Source organism: Providencia lanzhouensis (genome assembly GCF_050469745.1).
GTDB lineage: Bacteria > Pseudomonadota > Gammaproteobacteria > Enterobacterales > Enterobacteriaceae > Providencia > Providencia lanzhouensis.
On the sequence record NZ_CP174123.1, the window covers coordinates 2,963,419 to 2,983,640 of the forward strand.

The 20,222-nt window shown below is 44.6% G+C and carries 16 protein-coding genes; all 16 read right to left on the reverse strand.

The genetic code is table 11. The features are described 5' to 3' along the window. A complete protein-coding gene (gene murC, locus ACIH2S_RS14070; RefSeq protein WP_154600130.1) occupies positions 1-1,419 on the reverse strand; it encodes a UDP-N-acetylmuramate--L-alanine ligase in 1,419 nt (472 codons plus the stop codon). Between the two features lie 97 nt (positions 1,420-1,516). Beyond that, positions 1,517-2,590: an undecaprenyldiphospho-muramoylpentapeptide beta-N-acetylglucosaminyltransferase gene (gene murG / locus ACIH2S_RS14075; RefSeq protein ID WP_036951198.1), complete on the reverse strand. Its 1,074-nt coding sequence runs from the start codon at positions 2,588-2,590 to the stop codon at positions 1,517-1,519. After that, on the reverse strand, positions 2,587-3,780 hold the full coding sequence (gene ftsW, locus ACIH2S_RS14080; protein WP_036951199.1) for a cell division protein FtsW: 1,194 nt from the start codon (positions 3,778-3,780) through the stop codon (positions 2,587-2,589). Before ftsW ends, murG begins: the two co-directional genes overlap by 4 nt. Then, positions 3,780-5,105 (reverse strand): UDP-N-acetylmuramoyl-L-alanine--D-glutamate ligase, encoded by a 1,326-nt coding sequence (murD, locus tag ACIH2S_RS14085; protein ID WP_036951200.1) that lies wholly within the window; start codon positions 5,103-5,105, stop codon positions 3,780-3,782. The genes ftsW and murD overlap by 1 nt, the downstream gene beginning before the upstream one ends. A gap of 1 nt (position 5,106) precedes the next feature. Beyond that, positions 5,107-6,189 (reverse strand): phospho-N-acetylmuramoyl-pentapeptide-transferase, encoded by a 1,083-nt coding sequence (mraY, locus tag ACIH2S_RS14090; RefSeq protein ID WP_036951201.1) that lies wholly within the window; start codon positions 6,187-6,189, stop codon positions 5,107-5,109. Next, the gene (gene murF, locus ACIH2S_RS14095; protein ID WP_108478286.1) at positions 6,183-7,541 is read right to left on the reverse strand and encodes a UDP-N-acetylmuramoyl-tripeptide--D-alanyl-D-alanine ligase; all 1,359 of its coding nucleotides are present in this window, start codon (positions 7,539-7,541) and stop codon (positions 6,183-6,185) included. Before murF ends, mraY begins: the two co-directional genes overlap by 7 nt. Continuing rightward, positions 7,538-9,025: a UDP-N-acetylmuramoyl-L-alanyl-D-glutamate--2,6-diaminopimelate ligase gene (murE, locus tag ACIH2S_RS14100; protein WP_036951203.1), complete on the reverse strand. Its 1,488-nt coding sequence runs from the start codon at positions 9,023-9,025 to the stop codon at positions 7,538-7,540. Before murE ends, murF begins: the two co-directional genes overlap by 4 nt. Beyond that, positions 9,012-10,778 carry a peptidoglycan glycosyltransferase FtsI gene (gene ftsI / locus ACIH2S_RS14105; RefSeq protein WP_036951204.1) on the reverse strand — a complete coding sequence of 589 codons (1,767 nt, stop codon included), beginning with the start codon at positions 10,776-10,778 and terminating at the stop codon, positions 9,012-9,014. Before ftsI ends, murE begins: the two co-directional genes overlap by 14 nt. A 12-nt stretch (positions 10,779-10,790) precedes the next feature. Next, a complete protein-coding gene (gene ftsL, locus ACIH2S_RS14110; protein WP_036951205.1) occupies positions 10,791-11,111 on the reverse strand; it encodes a cell division protein FtsL in 321 nt (106 codons plus the stop codon). Next, positions 11,111-12,064: a 16S rRNA (cytosine(1402)-N(4))-methyltransferase RsmH gene (gene rsmH, locus ACIH2S_RS14115; protein WP_108478287.1), complete on the reverse strand. Its 954-nt coding sequence runs from the start codon at positions 12,062-12,064 to the stop codon at positions 11,111-11,113. Before rsmH ends, ftsL begins: the two co-directional genes overlap by 1 nt. A 2-nt stretch (positions 12,065-12,066) precedes the next feature. After that, positions 12,067-12,525, reverse strand: coding sequence for a division/cell wall cluster transcriptional repressor MraZ (gene mraZ / locus ACIH2S_RS14120; RefSeq protein WP_036951207.1), 459 nt, complete (start codon positions 12,523-12,525; stop codon positions 12,067-12,069). A gap of 720 nt (positions 12,526-13,245) precedes the next feature. After that, the gene (gene cra, locus ACIH2S_RS14125) at positions 13,246-14,256 is read right to left on the reverse strand and encodes a catabolite repressor/activator (protein ID WP_036951208.1); all 1,011 of its coding nucleotides are present in this window, start codon (positions 14,254-14,256) and stop codon (positions 13,246-13,248) included. 84 nt (positions 14,257-14,340) lie between these two features. Beyond that, positions 14,341-14,832: an acetolactate synthase small subunit gene (gene ilvN, locus ACIH2S_RS14130; protein WP_036951209.1), complete on the reverse strand. Its 492-nt coding sequence runs from the start codon at positions 14,830-14,832 to the stop codon at positions 14,341-14,343. Between the two features lie 2 nt (positions 14,833-14,834). Further along, positions 14,835-16,562, reverse strand: a complete 1,728-nt coding sequence (gene ilvI / locus ACIH2S_RS14135) for an acetolactate synthase 3 large subunit (RefSeq protein WP_036951210.1) — start codon at positions 16,560-16,562, stop codon at positions 14,835-14,837. 329 nt (positions 16,563-16,891) lie between these two features. Next, on the reverse strand, positions 16,892-18,649 hold the full coding sequence (locus ACIH2S_RS14140) for an AMP-dependent synthetase/ligase (protein ID WP_430247619.1): 1,758 nt from the start codon (positions 18,647-18,649) through the stop codon (positions 16,892-16,894). A gap of 321 nt (positions 18,650-18,970) precedes the next feature. Next, positions 18,971-19,918, reverse strand: a complete 948-nt coding sequence (gene leuO / locus ACIH2S_RS14145) for a transcriptional regulator LeuO (protein ID WP_108478288.1) — start codon at positions 19,916-19,918, stop codon at positions 18,971-18,973. Positions 19,919-20,222 lie beyond the last annotated feature (304 nt).

The following is a 20,222-nucleotide window of genomic DNA, read 5'->3' on the forward strand; positions in this document are numbered from 1 at the left end:
TTATTCCTCAACCATCGGTGGCTGTAATTTCGTTTCTGCTAGGTTTTTGGCTATTTTACCAATATTTCCTGCGCCTTGAACTAAAATTAAGTCGTTATCATCAAGAACTTGTGCCAGCATATGTGAAACTTGTTCAGGTTCTGCCACAAAAATAGGGTCAACCTGCCCACGACCGCGGATTGTACGACATAATGAGCGGCTATCAGCTCCTGGAACTGGCTTCTCACCCGCAGAATAAACTTCCAGCATTAGCAAGACATCTACCTGCCCTAGCACGTTTGCGAAATCATCGTATAAGTCACGAGTACGCGTATAACGATGAGGCTGGAAAACCATAACGATACGTTTATCTGGCCAGCCTGCTCGAGCGGCTTTAATCGTGGCATCCACTTCTGTTGGATGGTGACCATAGTCATCCACCAGCATCACTTCGCCTTCTTTACCATTCACATTACGCAGCGCGTAGTTACCTAGGAAATCGAAACGACGACCTGTCCCTTGGAATTCCACGAGTGCGGACAGAATGTGTAAATCGTCGATGCCTTCTTCGGTTGCTACCGCAACAGCTGCCGTTGCATTGAGCGCATTGTGGCGACCAGGTGCATTTAGCACAACAGTTAATTCTGGCATGCCTTCACGAGCAATCGTGAAAAAGCCTTGATTCCCTTTTTGCTCGTACTTGGTGATACGAACATCCGCATCGTCACTAAAGCCGTAAGTGGTAATGTAACGACCGATTTTTGGTAATAATGAGCGGATCACTGGGTCATCGATACACATCACTGCACGGCCATAGAATGGCAAGTTATGCAGGAAGTTGATGAAGGTATCTGTCAGGTTTTCAAAATTGCCCTGATAGGTATCCATGTGATCAGCTTCAATATTTGTCACAACTGCAACAAGTGGCTGTAAATGCAAAAATGATGCATCACTTTCGTCCGCTTCAGCGATTAAATAACGGCTGCTACCTAAGCGAGCATGGGTTCCCGCTGATTTCACTAATCCGCCATTCACAAATGTTGGGTCTAAGCCTGCTTGAGCGTAAATCCCAGAAATCATTGCCGTTGTCGTTGTTTTACCGTGAGTTCCCGCCACTGCGATACCATGACGGTAACGCATTAATTCAGCCAGCATTTCAGCACGGCGAATCACTGGGATACGCAGCTCTTTTGCAGCTTGAATTTCAGGGTTCTCTGCAGAAATAGCCGTAGAAACGACTACCACACTTGCGTTTTCAACGTTTTCAGGACGATGGTTAAAATAGATAGTAGCGCCTAACTCAGTCAGTTGCTGAGTCACTGCATTAGGTGCTAAATCTGAACCACTAATTTCATAACCTTCGTTAGCCAACACTTCAGCGATACCACCCATGCCAGCACCACCGATGCCGACAAAATGAATGTGCCGTACTCTACGCATTTCTGGCACCGATGTTCTTAATTTCGCTAACTGTTGTGTATTCACTGTATTTCGCTTCTCTATAAATTCTGTCTACATTCTATTTTGTATGGTCAGGCTATTTCGCAACATCGCAAATAACCGCCGCAACACGTTCGGTTGCATCCGTGATGGCACAGCTATAGGCTTTATCTGCCATCGACAATAATTCGGCTCTATCCCACTTGTTGAGTAACTCAACAACAGCTTCGGGTGTAAATTGCGGTTGTTCAATAATCTTCGCAGCCCCTGCTTGTTCTAAAGGCAGTGCATTCCAATATTGTTGGCGGTCTTTATGCTGGAAAGGAACAAAAATCGCAGGTAAACCTGCCGCAGCTATCTCACTGACAGTTAATGCACCTGAACGACAAACCACAATATCAGCCCATGCGTAAGCTTGCGCCATATCATCAATAAATTCAGTCACTTTAAACTCAGAATTGCCTGAATTTTGCAAGCAATCATTATACAGTGCTTCTGTCGATTCCTTACTGCCTTTTCCAGCCTGATGCCAGATATTTAACTGTTTGCTCACATTTCCAGCGACTACAGGCATGACTTGATTTAAAATTCGTGCCCCTTGGCTACCACCTACAACTAATACGCGTATCGCGCCTTCACGACCAGCTAAGCGCTCTTGTGGCGCCGGCAATGCCAATACATCTTCACGCACAGGGTTACCTACAACGGGTGCCTCAGGGAATGCGCCAGGGAAAGCTTGTAAAACACGTTTAGCGATTTTTGATAACCATTTATTGGTTAATCCCGCGATCCCATTTTGTTCATGGAGAACAACAGGGACGCCACATTGCCAAGCCGCGATACCGCCGGGGCCAGATACATAGCCGCCCATACCAAGAACGGCATCAGGTTGATAGCGCTGAATAATCGCTTTCGCTTGGCGAATGGCTTTATAGATACGCCAAGGTGCACCAATTAATGCACCAATGCCTTTGCCTCTTAAACCCGAGATCTGAATAAACTCAATATCAATACCGTGTTTCGGTACTAAGGTGGCTTCCATGCGATCCGCAGTACCTAACCAGCGAATTTCCCAACCTTGAGCCTGCAAATAATGCGCCACAGCTAAGCCGGGAAAAACGTGTCCCCCAGTTCCGCCTGCCATAACGAGTAATTTTTTTGCCTGACTCATTTGGAACTCCTTACAAACGCCTGAGCTTTCTCAAGTCGTGTTTCATAATCAATTCTAAGTAACACAGCGATCGCCGCTGACATCACTAATAAACTCGACCCCCCGTAACTGATTAACGGGAGTGTTAAACCTTTCGTTGGCAACATGCCTGCCGCAGCTCCCACGTTAACCAATGCTTGGAAGGTAAACCAAATACCGATGGCACACGCGAGATATCCACCAAATAATTGCTTTGTCAGTAGCGCTCTACGTCCTACCATCATCGCTCTAAACGCCAGCATGAATACCATCAGTAACACCAGAACCACACCTACATAACCCAGCTCTTCAGCTAGTACGGAGAAAATAAAGTCAGTGTGTGCTTCCGGTAAATATTCTAATTTCTGTACTGAGTTGCCCAGACCTTGACCAAGTAGCTCGCCTCGACCAAACGCCATCAAAGATTGCGTTAACTGATAGCCACTACCAAACGGGTCATCCCACGGGTTTAAGAAGGATGTCACGCGGCGCAAACGATACGGTTCAAAGACAATCAAAGCCAGTACGCCTACACCACAAGCCGCGATACCGATGATAAACGGCGCTAAACGCGCACCGGCTAAAAACAGCAACCCTAACGTAGTCACAACCAGTACAACTACCGTTCCTAAGTCTGGCTGCAACAGCAGCAATAACGCCATCATGATCAAAATACACATCGGTTTTACGAAGCCGAAAAACTTGGTGCGCACTTCATCTGACTTACGAACTAAATAGCTGGAAACGTAACAAAACAACGCGAATTTCGAAATTTCTGCGGGCTGAATTTTTACAATACCGATGTCAATCCAACGTGATGCCCCGTTGACGGAACTACCAGCCACCAGCACCACTGCCAGCATGCCCAATGCGCCCATCAGCAAAATAAAACTGTATTTTTCCCATGTTGCCATCGAGACCCGCATTACCCCTAAAACCAGAAGAAATGCGACGACCAAATACACCACGTCACGCTTAGCAAAATAGAATGGGTCATCCGTTAATCGTTGTCCTACAGGCATCGATGCGGAGGTAACCATAATGAAGCCGATTGCCGCCAGACCGAATGCTAACCAAACCAATGTACGGTCGTAGAGCGTCGTGCCTGAAATCACGCCATTCTTTTCACCGATGATCCAGTTTTTTAAACGCAAAGCACCCGGTATGGTCATTAACCTAACTCCTTAGCGAGTTGAGCAAAAACATCACCTCGCTGCTCAAAACTTTTGAACTGATCTAAGCTGGCACATGCAGGGGATAACAGCACCATGTCGCCCGATTTTAACAACGGCGCAATTTGGCGCATACTCTGTTCCATCGTATCTGTCAGCACAGATTTTTCTGGTGCGAGTTCCGCTAATTGCTGACCGTCACGACCAAAACAATATAAACGGTAGTTATCTGCCGAAATGTATTCTTTGAGCGGAGAAAAATCAGCTGACTTGCCATCACCACCCAACAATAAGTAAATGTTACCATCCACATGTAACCCATTGAGTGCAGCTTCTGTACTGCCCACATTGGTCGCCTTCGAGTCGTTGATCCAACGCACACCTCGGTTGAAAAAGACCAACTGGAAGCGATGAACTAAACCGGCATACTCTTTTAAGACTTTAAGGCTCGCATCACGCGGGATTGCCACGGTATCAGCTAAGGCTAATGCAGCCAGTGCATTCATATAGTTATGCTGCCCAGTCAGATGCATTTGCGCCACATCCAACACCTCTTCACCTTGAGCAACTAAGACACGTTTTTGCGTATCAAAGTAGTAATCACCGCTATTTAAACCAAAACTGGTGTATTGGCTAACACTCTGGTCATGTGGGAGCGTTAGCGGGTCTTGCGCGTTCACAATACAGTGTTGCGCATTATCATAAATACGTAATTTTGCTGCGCGATATTGCTCAAGCCCCAATGGATAGCGATCCATATGATCTTCAGTCACATTCAACACGGTAGCAGCTGCTGCACGTAGGCTAGACGTAGTTTCCAATTGGAAGCTAGACAGTTCCAACACAAACAAGCTATGCCCTTGATTGAGCAAAGAAACTGCAGGAATACCAATATTCCCGCCCACACCAACGGAAATTCCAGCTGCTTTCGCCATTTCTCCCACAAGGGAAGTTACCGTGCTTTTACCATTAGAACCTGTGATTGCGACAATCGGCGCATCCGCCTCACGGCAGAACAGCTCAATATCTCCCACAATTTCAATACCGTTGCTTGCAGCTTCCTGTAACTGTGGCGTTGCTAACGCAATGCCTGGGCTGGCAACAATCAGATCCGCTTGTTGCAGCCATTCATTATTTAAGCTGCCACTATGACAAACAACATTCTCAGGCAGTTTATCAACACCAGGTGGCACAGCGCGGGTATCCATCACGCGAGGAACAACCCCACGAGCAAGGAAAAAGTCAACGCAGGAAAGACCGGTTAAACCTAAGCCGATAATCACTACGTTTTTACCCTGATACTGCTGAGCCTGTGAACCAATCATCTTAACGCACCTTCAATGTTGCTAGTCCAATCAGAACTAACATGAGAGAGATAATCCAGAAACGCACGATAACGCGTGGTTCCGGCCAACCTTTCAATTCATAGTGATGGTGAATTGGTGCCATACGGAAAATTCGTTGACCACGTAATTTGAAGGAGCCAACTTGTAAAATCACCGACAGTGTTTCAACCACAAACACACCGCCCATGATCACTAATAAGAATTCTTGGCGCAGTAAAACAGCGATAGTTCCTAATGCTCCACCTAATGCCAAAGAGCCTACATCACCCATAAATACTTGTGCTGGGTAGGTGTTGAACCATAAGAAGCCTAAACCTGCCCCAACAATCGCCGTACACACAATCACTAATTCCCCCGCGTGCGGTAAGAATGGAATGTGTAAATAGTTAGCAAAGTTAACGTTACCCGTTGCCCATGCGACTAACGCAAAACCTGCGGCAACAAACACGGTTGGCATAATCGCTAAACCGTCTAACCCATCGGTTAAGTTAACGGCGTTACTGGTTCCAACGATAACGAAGTAAGCCAGTAAAATGTACAGCACACCTAATTGCGGCATCACATCTTTAAAGAATGGAACCACTAACTGAGTTGCTGGTGTATCTTTACCAATCGCATACATAGAGAATGCAACAACGAGCGCCAATACTGATTGCCAGAAGTATTTCCAACGTGCAATCAAACCACGGGTGTCTTTTCGAACGACTTTGCGGTAATCATCAACAAAACCAACAATACCGTAGCCCACTAAAACCAGCAGCACACACCAGACGTATGGATTATCCAAACGCGCCCATAACAGCACTGACATGCAGATAGAAAATAGGATTAAAATCCCACCCATCGTTGGCGTGCCACGTTTACTAAAGTGAGATTCAGGGCCCTCGTTACGTACCACTTGCCCAATTTGCATTTTTTGCAAATAAGCTATCAGGTGCGGCCCCATCCACAGAGCAATAACTAATGCTGTCAGCAAACCGACAATGGCTCTGAACGTCAAATAGGAGAAGACGTTAAAAGCAGAAAATTTATGAACCAATAATTCGGCTAACCAGACTAACATTCGAAGCACTCCTTCAATGCATTCACGACATCTTCCATCGCGGAGCTGCGTGAACCTTTAACTAAAATAGAAACAACATCATTCTGCTGTGCTAGCGGAATTAGTCGGGTTAATAAATCTTGTTTCGCGGTAAAATGCTCACCACGTTCGCTAGATTGGCTAATGATTTCGCTTAACTGTCCAACACTAAGAACTTTATCCAAACCCGCTTGCTTCGCGGCTAAACCAACACGTTCGTGGCACTCATGGGCATAATCACCAAGCTCCCCCATGTCACCGACAACCAAAATGCGATAGCCCGGCATTTTCGCCAGCACATTAATCGCTGCAATCATCGAACCATCATTGGCATTATAGGTATCGTCCAGTACGACTTTCGTTTCACTTAAACTCACTGGGAATAAACGCCCAGGTACCGCTTTCGTGGTAGCTATACCTTGTTTGATATCTTCTAAGGTTGCTCCCACAGAAATGGCTAATGCACTTGCCGCTAAAACATTGGCAATGTTATGTACACCCGGTAATGGCAATGTGATCTCAACCTGCCCTACCGGCGTATGTAGCGTAAAATCGGTTGTCAGCTGTTTGATTTGAATATCTGAAGGATAGAAATCCGCTTTTTCAGTCAGCGAGTAATACCAAATGGTTTGACGAGGGTTAAATTGCCACTTATCCGAGTAGCTATCTAAGTTCACAATCGCCGTGCCTTCATCTGGCAGACCTTGGTAGATTTCACCTTTGGCTTTAGCAACGCCTTCTGGGGAACCAAAACCAGCAAGATGCGCACCAAATAAGTTATTCACTAATGCAGTTTCTGGCTTAACGATATTGGTTGTGTATTCAATTTCATGTGGGTGATTAGCCCCCATTTCGATCACGGCAAATTGGTATTCATCCGTTAAACGGAACAGCGTCAGTGGAACACCAATATCATTATTCAAGTTACCTGCGGTATATAAGGTTTTACCGCGTTGCGCCAGAATCGAGGCAGTCATCTCTTTCACAGATGTTTTGCCGGAAGAGCCAGTCAACCCAACCACTCTCGCTTTAGATTGTTGGCGAACCCAAGCGGCGATTTGCCCCATCGCGATACGCGTATCTTCAACAATCACCTGTGGGCAGCTCACTTCCAGTTGATGGTCAACTAACAGTGCTGCGGCACCCGCATCCACCACTTGAGCGGCAAAATCATGGGCATCAAAACGCTCGCCTTTTAAGGCAATAAACAGGCAGCTAGCGTCGATTTTACGGCTATCGGTACTCACGTTTAATAACGCTAATTCGTTATTGCTCGCTTTTTCAATACGACCGTGAGTGATTTGTGCCAGCTGGGTTAAGGTCATCGGGATCATGCCATCACCCCCAACAATCTTGCGACAGTCAAGCGGTCTGAATAATCTAAACGGCGAGAACCAATAATTTGATAATCTTCATGACCTTTACCCGCCACTAAAATCACATCATCAGGTTGTGCTTGTAAGATAGTGTTGGTAACGGCTTCTGGGCGCCCTGGGATCGCAAATACGCGGCTAGAATCCAAAATACCCGCCATGATGTCGTTGATAATATCCAGCGGATCTTCGCTGCGAGGGTTATCGTCGGTGATCACGACTTTATCAGCGTATTGTTCAGCAGAAGCACCCATCAGAGGGCGTTTGCCTTTATCTCTATCACCGCCACAACCAAAGACACACCACAGCTTGCCTTTACAATGTAAACGCGCAGCCGCTAACGCTTTTTCTAATGCGTCAGGGGTATGAGCATAATCCACAACCACAGTTGGTTTGCCTGCAACGCTGAAAACTTCCATACGGCCACAGACTGGCATTAATGCGCCGGTTGTCGCTAAAAGCTTCTCTAATGGATAATCCATCATCAATAGCGTCGCCATCGCCAGCAATAAGTTGCTTACGTTAAACGCCCCCATTAATGGGCTTTCAAACGAACCTTCACCCCAACTTGACATGAAATGAATAGTTGCGCCTTTATCGTGATAATCCACGTCGGTGGCTTTTAACCATGGGCCTTGCCAGTTAGCTGGAATACGATTCTCCATCGTCACCGCACAAGCTTGCGGCAAACGCTGCAACCACTTCAGCCCGACTTCATCATCAGCATTAATAATTTGAGTTTTGGTTTGATGAGTAGAAAACAGTAACCATTTAGCGGCTTCATAGTTAGCCATATCACCATGATAATCAAGATGATCACGGCTTAAGTTAGTGAACACTGCCGCATCAAATTGCAGCGCAGCAACACGACCTTGCACCAAGCCATGAGAAGAAACTTCCATCGCCGTCAACGTCGCTTTTTTATTCAGTAATTGAGTCAGTTCTAATTGGATATCAACAGCGGAGCCTGTGGTGTTCTCGCTTGGAGAAACTTGCCCCAGTAGCCCATTACCTACCGTTCCCATCACTGCTGATGTTTCGCCTAATCCTTTTGCCCATTGCGCAATTAATTGCGTGGTGGTGGTCTTACCATTGGTCCCCGTCACACCCACTAATTTCATTTGGGATGAAGGTTGGTGGTAAAACTCACCCGCTAATGCGGATAAACGATTGTTTAGGTCGTTAAGATAAATGACAGGCACACCATGAATAAAGCGAATTTCGCCTTCTTCTGCTTCGCCTTGTGCTTCTGCGATAACCGCAGAAACCCCTTGTGCGATAGCTTGAGGAATATAGTGTCTACCATCTGACTGATGGCCTTTTATAGCAATAAACAGATCGCCCGCGGCAGCCTTTCGACTGTCTAGCGTCATCTCTCGTAAAGAGATATTTGTTGTACTCACACCAAATGGGGCGAGGAGTTCACAAAGATTACGATCTGCCACTTTTAACCTCTTTTTGACTGTTCACGATTTCACTTTTATCGTCTGTTTGCAATGCATCAGGCTCGACGTTCATGAGACGTAAAACCCCGCCCATGATAGAACCAAAGATAGGTGCAGATACTGCACCTCCGTAGTACTTACCGGCTTTTGGATCGTTGATTAACACAACGAGGGCATAGCGCGGGTTGCTTGCGGGAGCAACCCCTGCGGTATAAGCGATATATTCATTGATATAGCGCCCTTCAGGTCCGACTTTTTTCGCGGTACCTGTTTTAATTGCAATACGATAGCCTTTAATTGCGGCACGTGTTCCCCCGCCACCTGGCAGAGCAACACTTTCCATCATATGCACAACGGTGCGCATTATTGGCTCAGGAAACACTCGCGTCCCCGGAACAGGCGGGTCGACTTTAGTAATCGATAACGGGCGATATATCCCAAAACTACCGATCGTTGCATAGGCACGCGCAAGTTGTAATGGAGTCACCATCTGCCCGTACCCGAAAGAAAAGGTGGCCCTTTCTAAATCTGACCACCGTGTTTTTTTACTTGGAAAGATGCCACTACTTTCCCCGACTAACCCCAGATTAGTCGGCTTGCCAAACCCAAAGCGGCTATACACGTCCACCAGCTCTGTAGCAGGCATCGCTAACGCTAATTTTGAAACACCAACGTTACTCGACTTCTGTAAAATACCCGTAATGGATAACTCTGCGTAACGCGCAACGTCTTTGATTTCATGACCATTAACGCGGTACGGATAGGTATTTAATACGGTATTTTCTTTTATAATTTTGTTTTGTAGCGCACTCATGACGACAAGTGGCTTCACGGTTGAACCCGGTTCAAAAATATCCGTGATAGCACGGTTACGCATGAAATCCATCGGCGTACCCGCGAGATTATTTGGGTTATAGGATGGACTGTTTGCCATCGCTAAAATTTCCCCAGTATTCACATCCACCAGGATTGCCACACCGGACTCAGCTTTGTTCTCTTGAACGCCTTTCGTCAGCTCGCGATACACAATAGATTGAATACGCTCATCAATACTGAGCATCAAATTATGTGCTGCTTGGCTATCGACGGAAGAGACGGTCTCAATCACGCGTCCATTACGATCTTTACGTACCGTACGTTCACCCGGAGAGCCTTTTAACCAACGGTTAAAGCTTTTTTCCACCCCTTCAATGCCTTCACCATCGATATTTGTTACGCCTAATAAGTGGGCTGTAACCGGACCTGATGGGTAATATCGGCGAGATTCTTTACGTAAATAGATCCCCGGAACTTTTAGTTTGCGGACATATTCACCGATGGAGGGATTAACTTGACGAGCGAGGTAAACAAAGCGCCCTTTCGGGTTAGCAGAAATTTTGGTGGTGATTTGCTCAAGAGGAATATCTAATGCATCGGCGAGCGCTTTCCAGTGTTCATCGTTACTGACGCCGCCTTTTTCAAAAACTTCTTTAGGATCAGCCCAGATAGCGTTAACCGGAACACTGACTGCTAATTGGCGACCTTCACGGTCACTGATCATTCCTCGAGCCGTTGATACTTCTTGAACGCGAAGGGAGCGCATATCTCCCTCTTTAACCAGTTTTTCAGGGGCAATAATTTGTAGGTACGCAACGCGAGTCAACAACCCTGCTAGTGCCAACCCAATACATCCACACAACAAAACAAAACGCCAGCGAACAAAGCTGGTGACTTCTTCTGTTTTCTTGTTCTTAGCGGGTTTGGTTGCTTTCATTCTTAACCTTCGTTATTGCTTGGAAACAATAATGTTTTCTTGGGATGGCTCCACATGAACCATTTGTAATTTCTCAACAGATAAACGCTCAACACGGCTGTGACTGGCTAACGCATTCTCTTCAAGAATCAAGTTTCGCCATTCGATATCGAGAAAATCTTTTTCTTCGTACAACTTATCTTTGGCGGCGGTCAGCAGTCGTGTTTCATGAGCGGTGGTCACCACAAACACAGCGCTAATCACTATCGCGGCTAGCAAAATCATCGGAATAATTCCGTAACGAAATAAATCGCGACCGATGACTCTGGCTAAACTGTGTCTTTCTGGTGTCATTACTCTACCGCTCTCTCTGCAAAACGTAACACCGAGCTACGTGCTCGTGGGTTTTCGTCAACTTCAATCTCGGAAGGCTTCATTTTGCCTAATGCGCGTAATTTAGCGGCACCTAGCTCTTTGATTTGCGCTTCTGTCAGCGGGATCCCCGCAGGAACAGAAGGTCCGGTACTGTTTTGACGAATAAAGCGTTTTACTAATCTGTCTTCCAATGAATGGAAACTGATCACGGATAAACGCCCTTCAGGTGCTAAAACAGACATCGCACCATTTAATGCTTTCTCAATCTCTTCCAGCTCGCTATTGATATAAATACGAATCGCTTGGAAGCTGCGGGTTGCTGGGTGCTTATGTCGGTCTTTAATTGGACTGACTTTGGCAATCAGCTCGGCCAAATGACGCGTACGCGTTAGCGGCTCTTCTTCTGGATTATGGTTACGCTCAACGATGGCTCTTGCGATGCGCTTTGCAAAACGCTCTTCACCAAATGTTTTTAATACCCATGCGATGTCGTCAGCTTCTGCCGTCATCAGCCATTGCTGCGCTGATTGACCACGCGTTGGGTCCATTCGCATATCCAGTGGTCCATCACGCATAAATGAGAATCCACGCTCTGGGTCATCTAACTGCGGCGAAGAGACACCGAGATCCAGCAACACACCATCAATCTTGCCCACTAAGCCTTCTTCTTCCACATAATCTGCAATTGCTGAAAATGGGCCATGCTTAATCATAAAACGTGGGTCATCAATTCCTTGAGCGGCTTTAATCGCCTCTGGGTCACGGTCAATGGCAATCAAGCGACCTTGCTCTCCCAGTTGGCTTAAAATCAAGCGAGAGTGTCCACCGCGACCAAATGTGCCATCAATATAGATACCATTTGGTTTAAGATTTAAGCCGTTCACTGCTTCATCGAGCAGTACTGTTACATGTTTAAATTGCTGCTGTGTCATTGTTATAGTGACAAATCCTGTAGACGGGCGGACAGCGGTTCGTCGGCTAGACGCTCAGCAGCGATGTCATTTTCCACTTGCTGGTACCACATCTGTTCATCCCAAATTTCAAATTTATTTATTTGGCCCACCAACATGACCTCTTTTGTTAGCCCTGCGTGTTGACGCAGCGTGCTAGCTAGCAAAAGACGTCCTGCATTGTCTATCTGACATTCACTGGCATGACCAAGTAAAAGGCGCTGTACTCGACGTTCTGCGGGATTCATGGTGGATAACTTAGATAGTTTTTCCTCAATGATTTCCCATTCGGGTAAGGTATAAAGCAGCAGGCATGGCTGGTGAAGGTCAATGGTACATACCATTTGCCCTTTCGATTCCTCGCTCAGCATTCCTCGATAACGAGTAGGCACGGTTAGCCGCCCTTTGCTGTCGAGATTAACCAGTGTAGCCCCACGAAACATACCTGATTTTTCCCCTTTATTTCCAACTGCCCCACTTTACCCCACAATTCTCCACTTATAAAGTTTACGAATGGTATGAAAACGTTGTCAAGCCAGCCGCACGTAGCTTTAGCTTTATTTACAGAACGTTTTAGAAAAGAAAAAGTGGGAAAAAATCTTACTTGGAAAGAAAAAGAGAAATAACGAGTTGATATAATTCACTTATTTATAAAACGCAGGTAAAACATATTTAAATCTATTTCATTGCTGCAAAATCATACAAATTTGAGTAAATGATATATACGTCTCATTTTTAATCAGTTTATTTCGTGTCTATTTTTTACCTTTTGATCATCATTTATTGATGATTATTTAAACAAAACTACCAAATAATACGTATTTCAATATAAAATCATTATATTTCAACACATTAAATAACTGTTTTAATTCACAGTGTTATTTTGCTGACAATAATTTGCTCATTGTATTTATCGGTTTTTTTATGGGTAAAAAAAAATTAATTTGTCAAAAAAACAATCGATGCAAAATAATCAAAAAAAGTATTAGGAAAACTCCTAAAGTGAAATATTTACAGGATAACGCAATAAAAAAAATCGCAATCACCCATAAATTTCACCAAAAAAAAGCCCCTAATAGATAGGGGCGGATATATTACTAAGAATCTTGGTTAACATCACTAACTATTAAACTGGTTTTTCACCATTGGGTAAGGTTTATCCACTACTGTTTGCGACCTAAACTACCACGGCGACATAAGTCCCTGCGAATTCGACGAATTCCAGTTTCTGGCTTCTGCTTCTCATCTAGGCTGGCTAATACCAATTCTAAAATACGCTCTGCGATATCGCGGTGACGCTGAGCAAGAGACAGCACAGGGCAACCGAGGAAATCCAGCAATTCGTTATCACCAAAAGTACTGATAACCATATTTTCGGGTAACCGACCATTGCGTTTCAATGCCACATCCAACACGCCTTGCAGCAAAGAAAATGACGTTGTAAATAACGCATCCGGCATCGCGTTACCGCTATCTAGCCAATGAGAGAAAACATCTGCTGCAGCATCGCGCTCATAACTATTGGCGTAGAGATAATTGACTTCACGAGAGTCCCCTTCCCATGCCTTACGGAAACCTTGCTCACGTAAATAGCTAACAGAAAGTTCAGGTAATGCCCCGAGATACAAGACCGATTCAGCTGAGAATTTTCGTAATTCTTTAGAGATCATCAGCGCATCTTCTTGGTCATCACCGACCACGCTAATGAAATGCTCTTTTTCTAATGCTCTATCCAGCGCGATGATAGGTAGTGAACGGTTTGCCCAACGCTGATAAAACGGATGTTCAGGAGGTAACGCGGTAGACACAATAATCGCGTCAACTTGGCGCTGAAGCAAATGTTCCACGCAACGAATTTCGTTGTCAGGTTGGTCTTCTGAACACGCAATTAAAAGCTGATATCCGCGCTGACGAGCCTGTCTCTCCAGATAATTGGCTATACGGGTATAGCTCGTATTTTCAAGATCAGGGATCACCAACCCGATAGAGCGAGTGCGACCTGCGCGTAACCCTGCAGCGACTGCGTTTGGATGGTAATTGTGCTCTCTGACGACTGCCATCACTTTTTCTACAGTTTTATCGCTGACTCGATACTGCTTGGCCTTGCCGTTGATCACATAACTAGCCGTTGTGCGGGAAACACCCGCTAGACGGGCTATCTCATCCAGTTTCACGTTAACCTCTTTGCAATTTGGGAAACAGCCCCGAGTCATTCGGGGCTTTAATCCGCTCTATTCTACCTGCGGCGGATAAATTTTTCATCGCATAATTTTATCGCCACGAGAAACGCCAACGATCCCTGAGCGTGCAACTTCAACAATTTCAGCAACACCACGCACAGCTTCAAGAAATGCATCTAGTTTATCGCTTGTTCCCGCGAGCTGAACGGTGTACAGCGTTGGTGTCACATCCACAATTTGCCCACGGAAAATATCGGCACTTCGCTTAATTTCATCACGTCCATAACCGGAGGCTTGCAGCTTCACTAGCATGATTTCACGCTCGATATGGGCTGACGCAGTCAGCTCGCTCACTCGCAGCACATCCACCAGTTTATGTAGCTGCTTTTCAATCTGCTCTAGCACCTTGGCATCCCCTTTTGTCTGGATGGTCATCCGTGACAATGTCGGATCGTCGGTCGGTGCTACGGTCAAGCTTTCGATGTTATAACCGCGCTGTGAAAAAAGCCCAATCACGCGAGATAGTGCCCCTGATTCATTCTCTAATAACACTGATAAGATACGACGCATGATCAAGTCCTCTCCGTTTTACTTAACCACATTTCATCCATTGCTCCACCACGGATTTGCATTGGGTAAACATGCTCAGTTTCATCAATATTAATATCTACAAACACCAGACGCTGGTTTTCATTCACTTCGACTAGCGCTTGTTTCAGCTTATCTTCAAGTTCATCTGGGGATGCGACTGAAATACCCACATGCCCGTAAGCCTCAGCTAATTTTGTGAAATTCGGCAATGACTGCATATAGGATTGCGAGTGACGACCTTGATAAATCATGTCCTGCCACTGTTTTACCATGCCAAGGAAACCGTTATTCAGGTTCAAAATCAACACCGGCAAACCATATTGCAGCGCGGTCGAAAGCTCTTGGATGTTCATCTGAATACTGCCGTCGCCAGTCACGCATACCACGGTGGATTTCGGGTGAGCCAGTTTCACCCCCAAGGCTGCAGGTAAACCAAAGCCCATGGTGCCTAAGCCCCCTGAGTTAATCCAATGACGCGGTTTATCAAACGGATAATAAAGCGCAGCGAACATTTGGTGTTGCCCCACATCTGACGTCACATAGGCTTCACCGTTGGTTAAGCGGTAAATAGCCTCAATGGCTTGTTGTGGCTTCACTTTGTTTGGATTTAATGCATATTTTAGACACTGTTTTTCGCGCCAAATACCGATTTCCTTCCACCATGCTTGTAGTGCCGCAGTATCTTGCTCGGCAGCTGCATGGTCTAGTTGAGCAATCATCTGTTCTAACGTGAGTTTTGCATCACCAACAATAGGAATATCCGCTTTGACTGTTTTCGAAATTGAGGTTGGATCCACATCAATTTGAATCACAGTGGCATTCGGACAATATTTTTCTAAGTTATTGGTTGTACGGTCGTCAAAGCGAACACCAACAGCAAAAATCACATCAGAATGATGCATCACTTTATTGGCTTCGTAGGTACCATGCATGCCGAGCATACCCACAGATTGTTGGTGAGTTTCAGGGAATGCGCCTAGCCCCATCAATGTTGATACCACGGGTAACTGAAGTTTTTCAGCTAATGTCATTAGCTCCGCAGAGCAATTGGCATTGATCGTACCGCCACCGATATACATCACGGGCTTCTTCGCTGCGACTAATTTGGTCAGCGCTTTCTTAATTTGACCTTTGTGCCCCTGTAAGGTCGGATTGTATGAGCGCAGTGAGACGGATTCAGGATAGCGATAAGGGAATTTAGCGGCAGGATTCACCGTATCCTTTGGAAAGTCGATCACCACAGGTCCTGGGCGCCCACTCGCCGCAATATAAAACGCTTTTTTGATGGTTTCAGGGATCTCTTTCGCGTGTTTAATGAGAAAACTATGCTTCACGATTGGGCGCGAAATACCCACCATATCGCACTCTTGGAATGCATCGTTCCCAATCAATGAGCTGGCAACCTGCCCCGATAAAACCACCATGGGTACGGAGTCCATATATGCGGTAGCAATACCTGTTATCGCGTTGGTTGCGCCAGGTCCTGACGTTACCAACACCACGCCGACATCCCCTGTTGAGCGCGCATAGCCATCTGCCATATGCACCGCAGCTTGTTCGTGACGCACTAAAATATGCTCTACGCCACCCACGGTATGCAGTGCATCATAAATATCGAGAACTGCGCCCCCCGGATAGCCAAATACGTGCTTAACTCCTTGGTCAATCAATGATTTGACGACCATTTCTGCTCCCGACAACATCTCCATGAGTTTGCCCTCAGACTATTTGCAAGTTAACAGAGAGCCGTACGACCCTCTTTAATTTTTATTAAGTTAGTCATAAATTCAGCTATTAACATATCCCTACCATTTGTGGGACGCAAATTTGATTTCACAGAGAAATTAAGGAAGATTTCATTTTGTCTTGAACATGAAAATTCGGCAGATTCATTGACTAGTTTTCAATCAAAATAGAGCGGAAATAACTAAAAGGTAAGCAAAAATAGTGGCAACGCGATTTTACATAAATAGCAGGTAAAACAAAGCCCTTCAGGGATAACTCCTGAAGGGCTTGGAAAATATGATTAAATATCAAATTACTCTTGATACATGGATTCAATTTCTAATCGGTAGCGCTCTGAAATAATTTTACGGCGTAATTTCAGTGTAGGCGTTAATTCCCCTTTCTCCATTGAGAAGTTGCTTGGTAACAGTGTAAAACGCTTCACTTGATGGAAGTTTTCCAGATTTTTTTGCAGCTCTTTGAGGCGACCTTCAAACAACGCGACAATTTTAGAATCTTTTAACAGTTCCAAACGATCACGGTATTTTAAGTTAATTGAATTTGCATACTCTTCAAGGCTGTCATAGCAAGGCACAATCAGCGCAGAGACAAATTTACGTGCATCGGCAATGACGGCAATGTGCTCAATAAAACGATCTTGACCTAAAACACCTTCGATAACCTGTGGCGCAATATATTTTCCGTTAGACGTTTTCATTAAATCTTTTAGTCTATCCGTAATATATAAGTTGCCCTGCTCATCGATTTTTCCGGCATCCCCTGTACGTAACCAGCCATCAGCCGTGAATGTATCTATCGTTTCTTGTGGGCGATTATAGTAGCCTTTCATAACGACAGGGCCTTTAACTTGGATCTCGTCATTTGCTCCAATACGCACAGAAATGGCAGAAAGCGGCGTACCAATAGAGCCTAATGGGTATTTATTCGCTTCCCAACACGAAACTGTCGCGCAGGTTTCACTCATCCCATAGCCATATTTAATATCCACACCCGCAGATAAAAAAAATGCAATCACATCATCATCGAGACGCGCGCCCGCCGCTGGCATAAAACGAATACGACCACCGAGCCCTTGGCGAATTTTGCTCAGAACCAGCTTATCTGCCAATGCATATAAGCGGTTGTTGATAAATGAAAGTGATTTACCTTTTGCCATCGCCTTCACTTTTTGTTTCCCTATCGCAATCGCCCATTTGAAAATTGCACGACGCATGAAAGGCGATTGCGATACTTTACTTTGTACTGCACTGTAAACTTTCTCATAGAAACGCGGTACGGCACACATCACCGTTGGTTTAACATCAGTAAGAGCCTCTTTCACCAAATTAGTATTGGTTAAATAGACATTGCGCGCGCCGCTGTGCATGACATAAAAACTCCATGCGCGTTCAAAAACGTGGGAAAGTGGTAGGAAACATAATGAAACATCGTCTTTGGACAGTTCTAAACGGTTGTCATGAAGATAAAGCTGGGCTGCCATATTGTAGTAATCCAGCATCACCCCTTTCGGTTCACCCGTGGTGCCCGAGGTATAAATAATGGTGAATAAATCACTTAAATTTTGAGCCGCAATTCGCGCATCTAATTCAGCTTGATATTGAGGCTGAGCGAGGGACATAAATGTCGATAAGTGCATGCTGTTAGCCACTTGCCCATCTAATGCAACATTATCGTCTAATGCAATGATAGCGGAGAGCTGTGGGCAATGTGTGAGTAATTGGCAAGCAACTTGGTATTGTTCTTGAGCACCAACAAAGAGGATCTTAATGTTGGCGTCATTAATGATATAGGCGGCTTGATCAATGCTGCTTGTGGCATAGAGAGGTACCGTCACGGCTTTGATTTGTAGTGCCGCGATATCGACCAAAGACCAATTCATACTATTATGAGCAAAAAGCCCAATATTCTCTTGCGGGGCAACGTTCATCGCCAAAAGCTGACGGGCAATCGCGGTGGTTTTAGTGTCTACTTCCGCCCAAGTCAATTCTGATTGATGTCCGTTGTCCCATTGACTGAAAGCTATCCGATCCGCTGACTCGCTCGCGTCCATTCTGGAACGTATGCGGTTAACAATATGATATGGATATAGATTTTCAGTAATCAAAGTGTATTCCCTATAGGTCATTAGAATTTTAAGTCATTCGGCAAACTCACAAACAACCTAATCTTAATACTTTTTATTATTTCAGCTTACATCTGTTAGCTGAATATTTTGAGTGTATAGCGGAAAGATAAACGAGGAAAGGAATAAAGTGTAAATTTTTTGCAAATGCTACAGACACAACAAAACTCGCCATTTTTTTCATCATGGCGAGTTAGTATTTAGGGGAATATGCTAAGGTTGCCTTAGAATGAATTGAGCCAATTTAGCTTACAGCTGTTCTATCATTTGGCAAAACTGCGCTTTCATCCATTGATGGCCTTTATCTCGCGCCGTCGATTCATGCCACGTTAAATAACATGGGCGAGAACTCTCTTCCCAAGGCAATGATAAGGTACGCAGTTGCAGCTGACTTGCATGATGTTCCACTAACCATTTGGGGGCAATAGCCACTAAATCTGTTTGTGCCACAATGTTCAATACACTGTTTAAGTCAGTTCCTTGATAACTGACAGTGTGGGAAAGTTCCGTATTATGGTAATATAGTTTGCTAAATGACCCAATATTATCCATTGCCATAATAGCGTGTCTTTCACTCACTAACATTTCTTGATTAATAGTATCTTCAATTCTTGGATGTTGATTAGCGACAACTAAAACCAATTCATCATTAAATAAAACCTGATGTTGATACTCGGGTTTTTCGAATTGATTATATCCCAAGAAAAAATCTATCTCTTGGTATTTTAATTGATGCGCTATGTTATTTCCTAAAAAAGAATGAATAAAAACTTGAACATTTGGCGACGCAATTTTAAATTTATCAACAATTGTTGCCGCTAAGCGAATATCTAATGGAGAGCAAATAGATAAGCTAAATGCTCTTTCGCTTTGCTTAGGATCAAACCCTGCCCCCGGTAATTCATTATGCACCAATTGAAGAGCTTGCCTTACTGGTCCAAATAATTGTTTTGCGCGCGAAGTCGGTTGAATTCCACGCCCATAGCGAACAAATAATTCGTCATTGAACATGGATTTCAAGCGGGATACGGCGTTACTTACTGCAGGCTGAGACATACCGAGAACTTGCGCTGCACGAGTGACATTTTGCATTTGCATCACAACATCAAAAACAGTTAATAAGTTCAAATCAACATTGCGCAGATGAATATCGCTACTTTCTTTTTTTGCTGTTGAGATCGTATCAAAATCAGTCATTTTTAACTCCACTAAATATATTTATCATTTTTAATTAATGAACATGATCCATCAAAGCAATATTGACGAAAAATATAAAATCATTAAATATTATTTTTAAAACAACTTATACATGATAAGTTATTTCGCTTTCCCTGCATTTATTAAAACGACGCTTCTATTCTTTTTGCCCATAAATTAGAATCGAGGTATAGATATCATCATAAAATGCAAATATTCATCAGTGTAATGGGTACATGTAACTTATTAAAGTCAGCATCATTCCGATAAAAATAATAAAACAATTTCAAGAATAAATCATAAT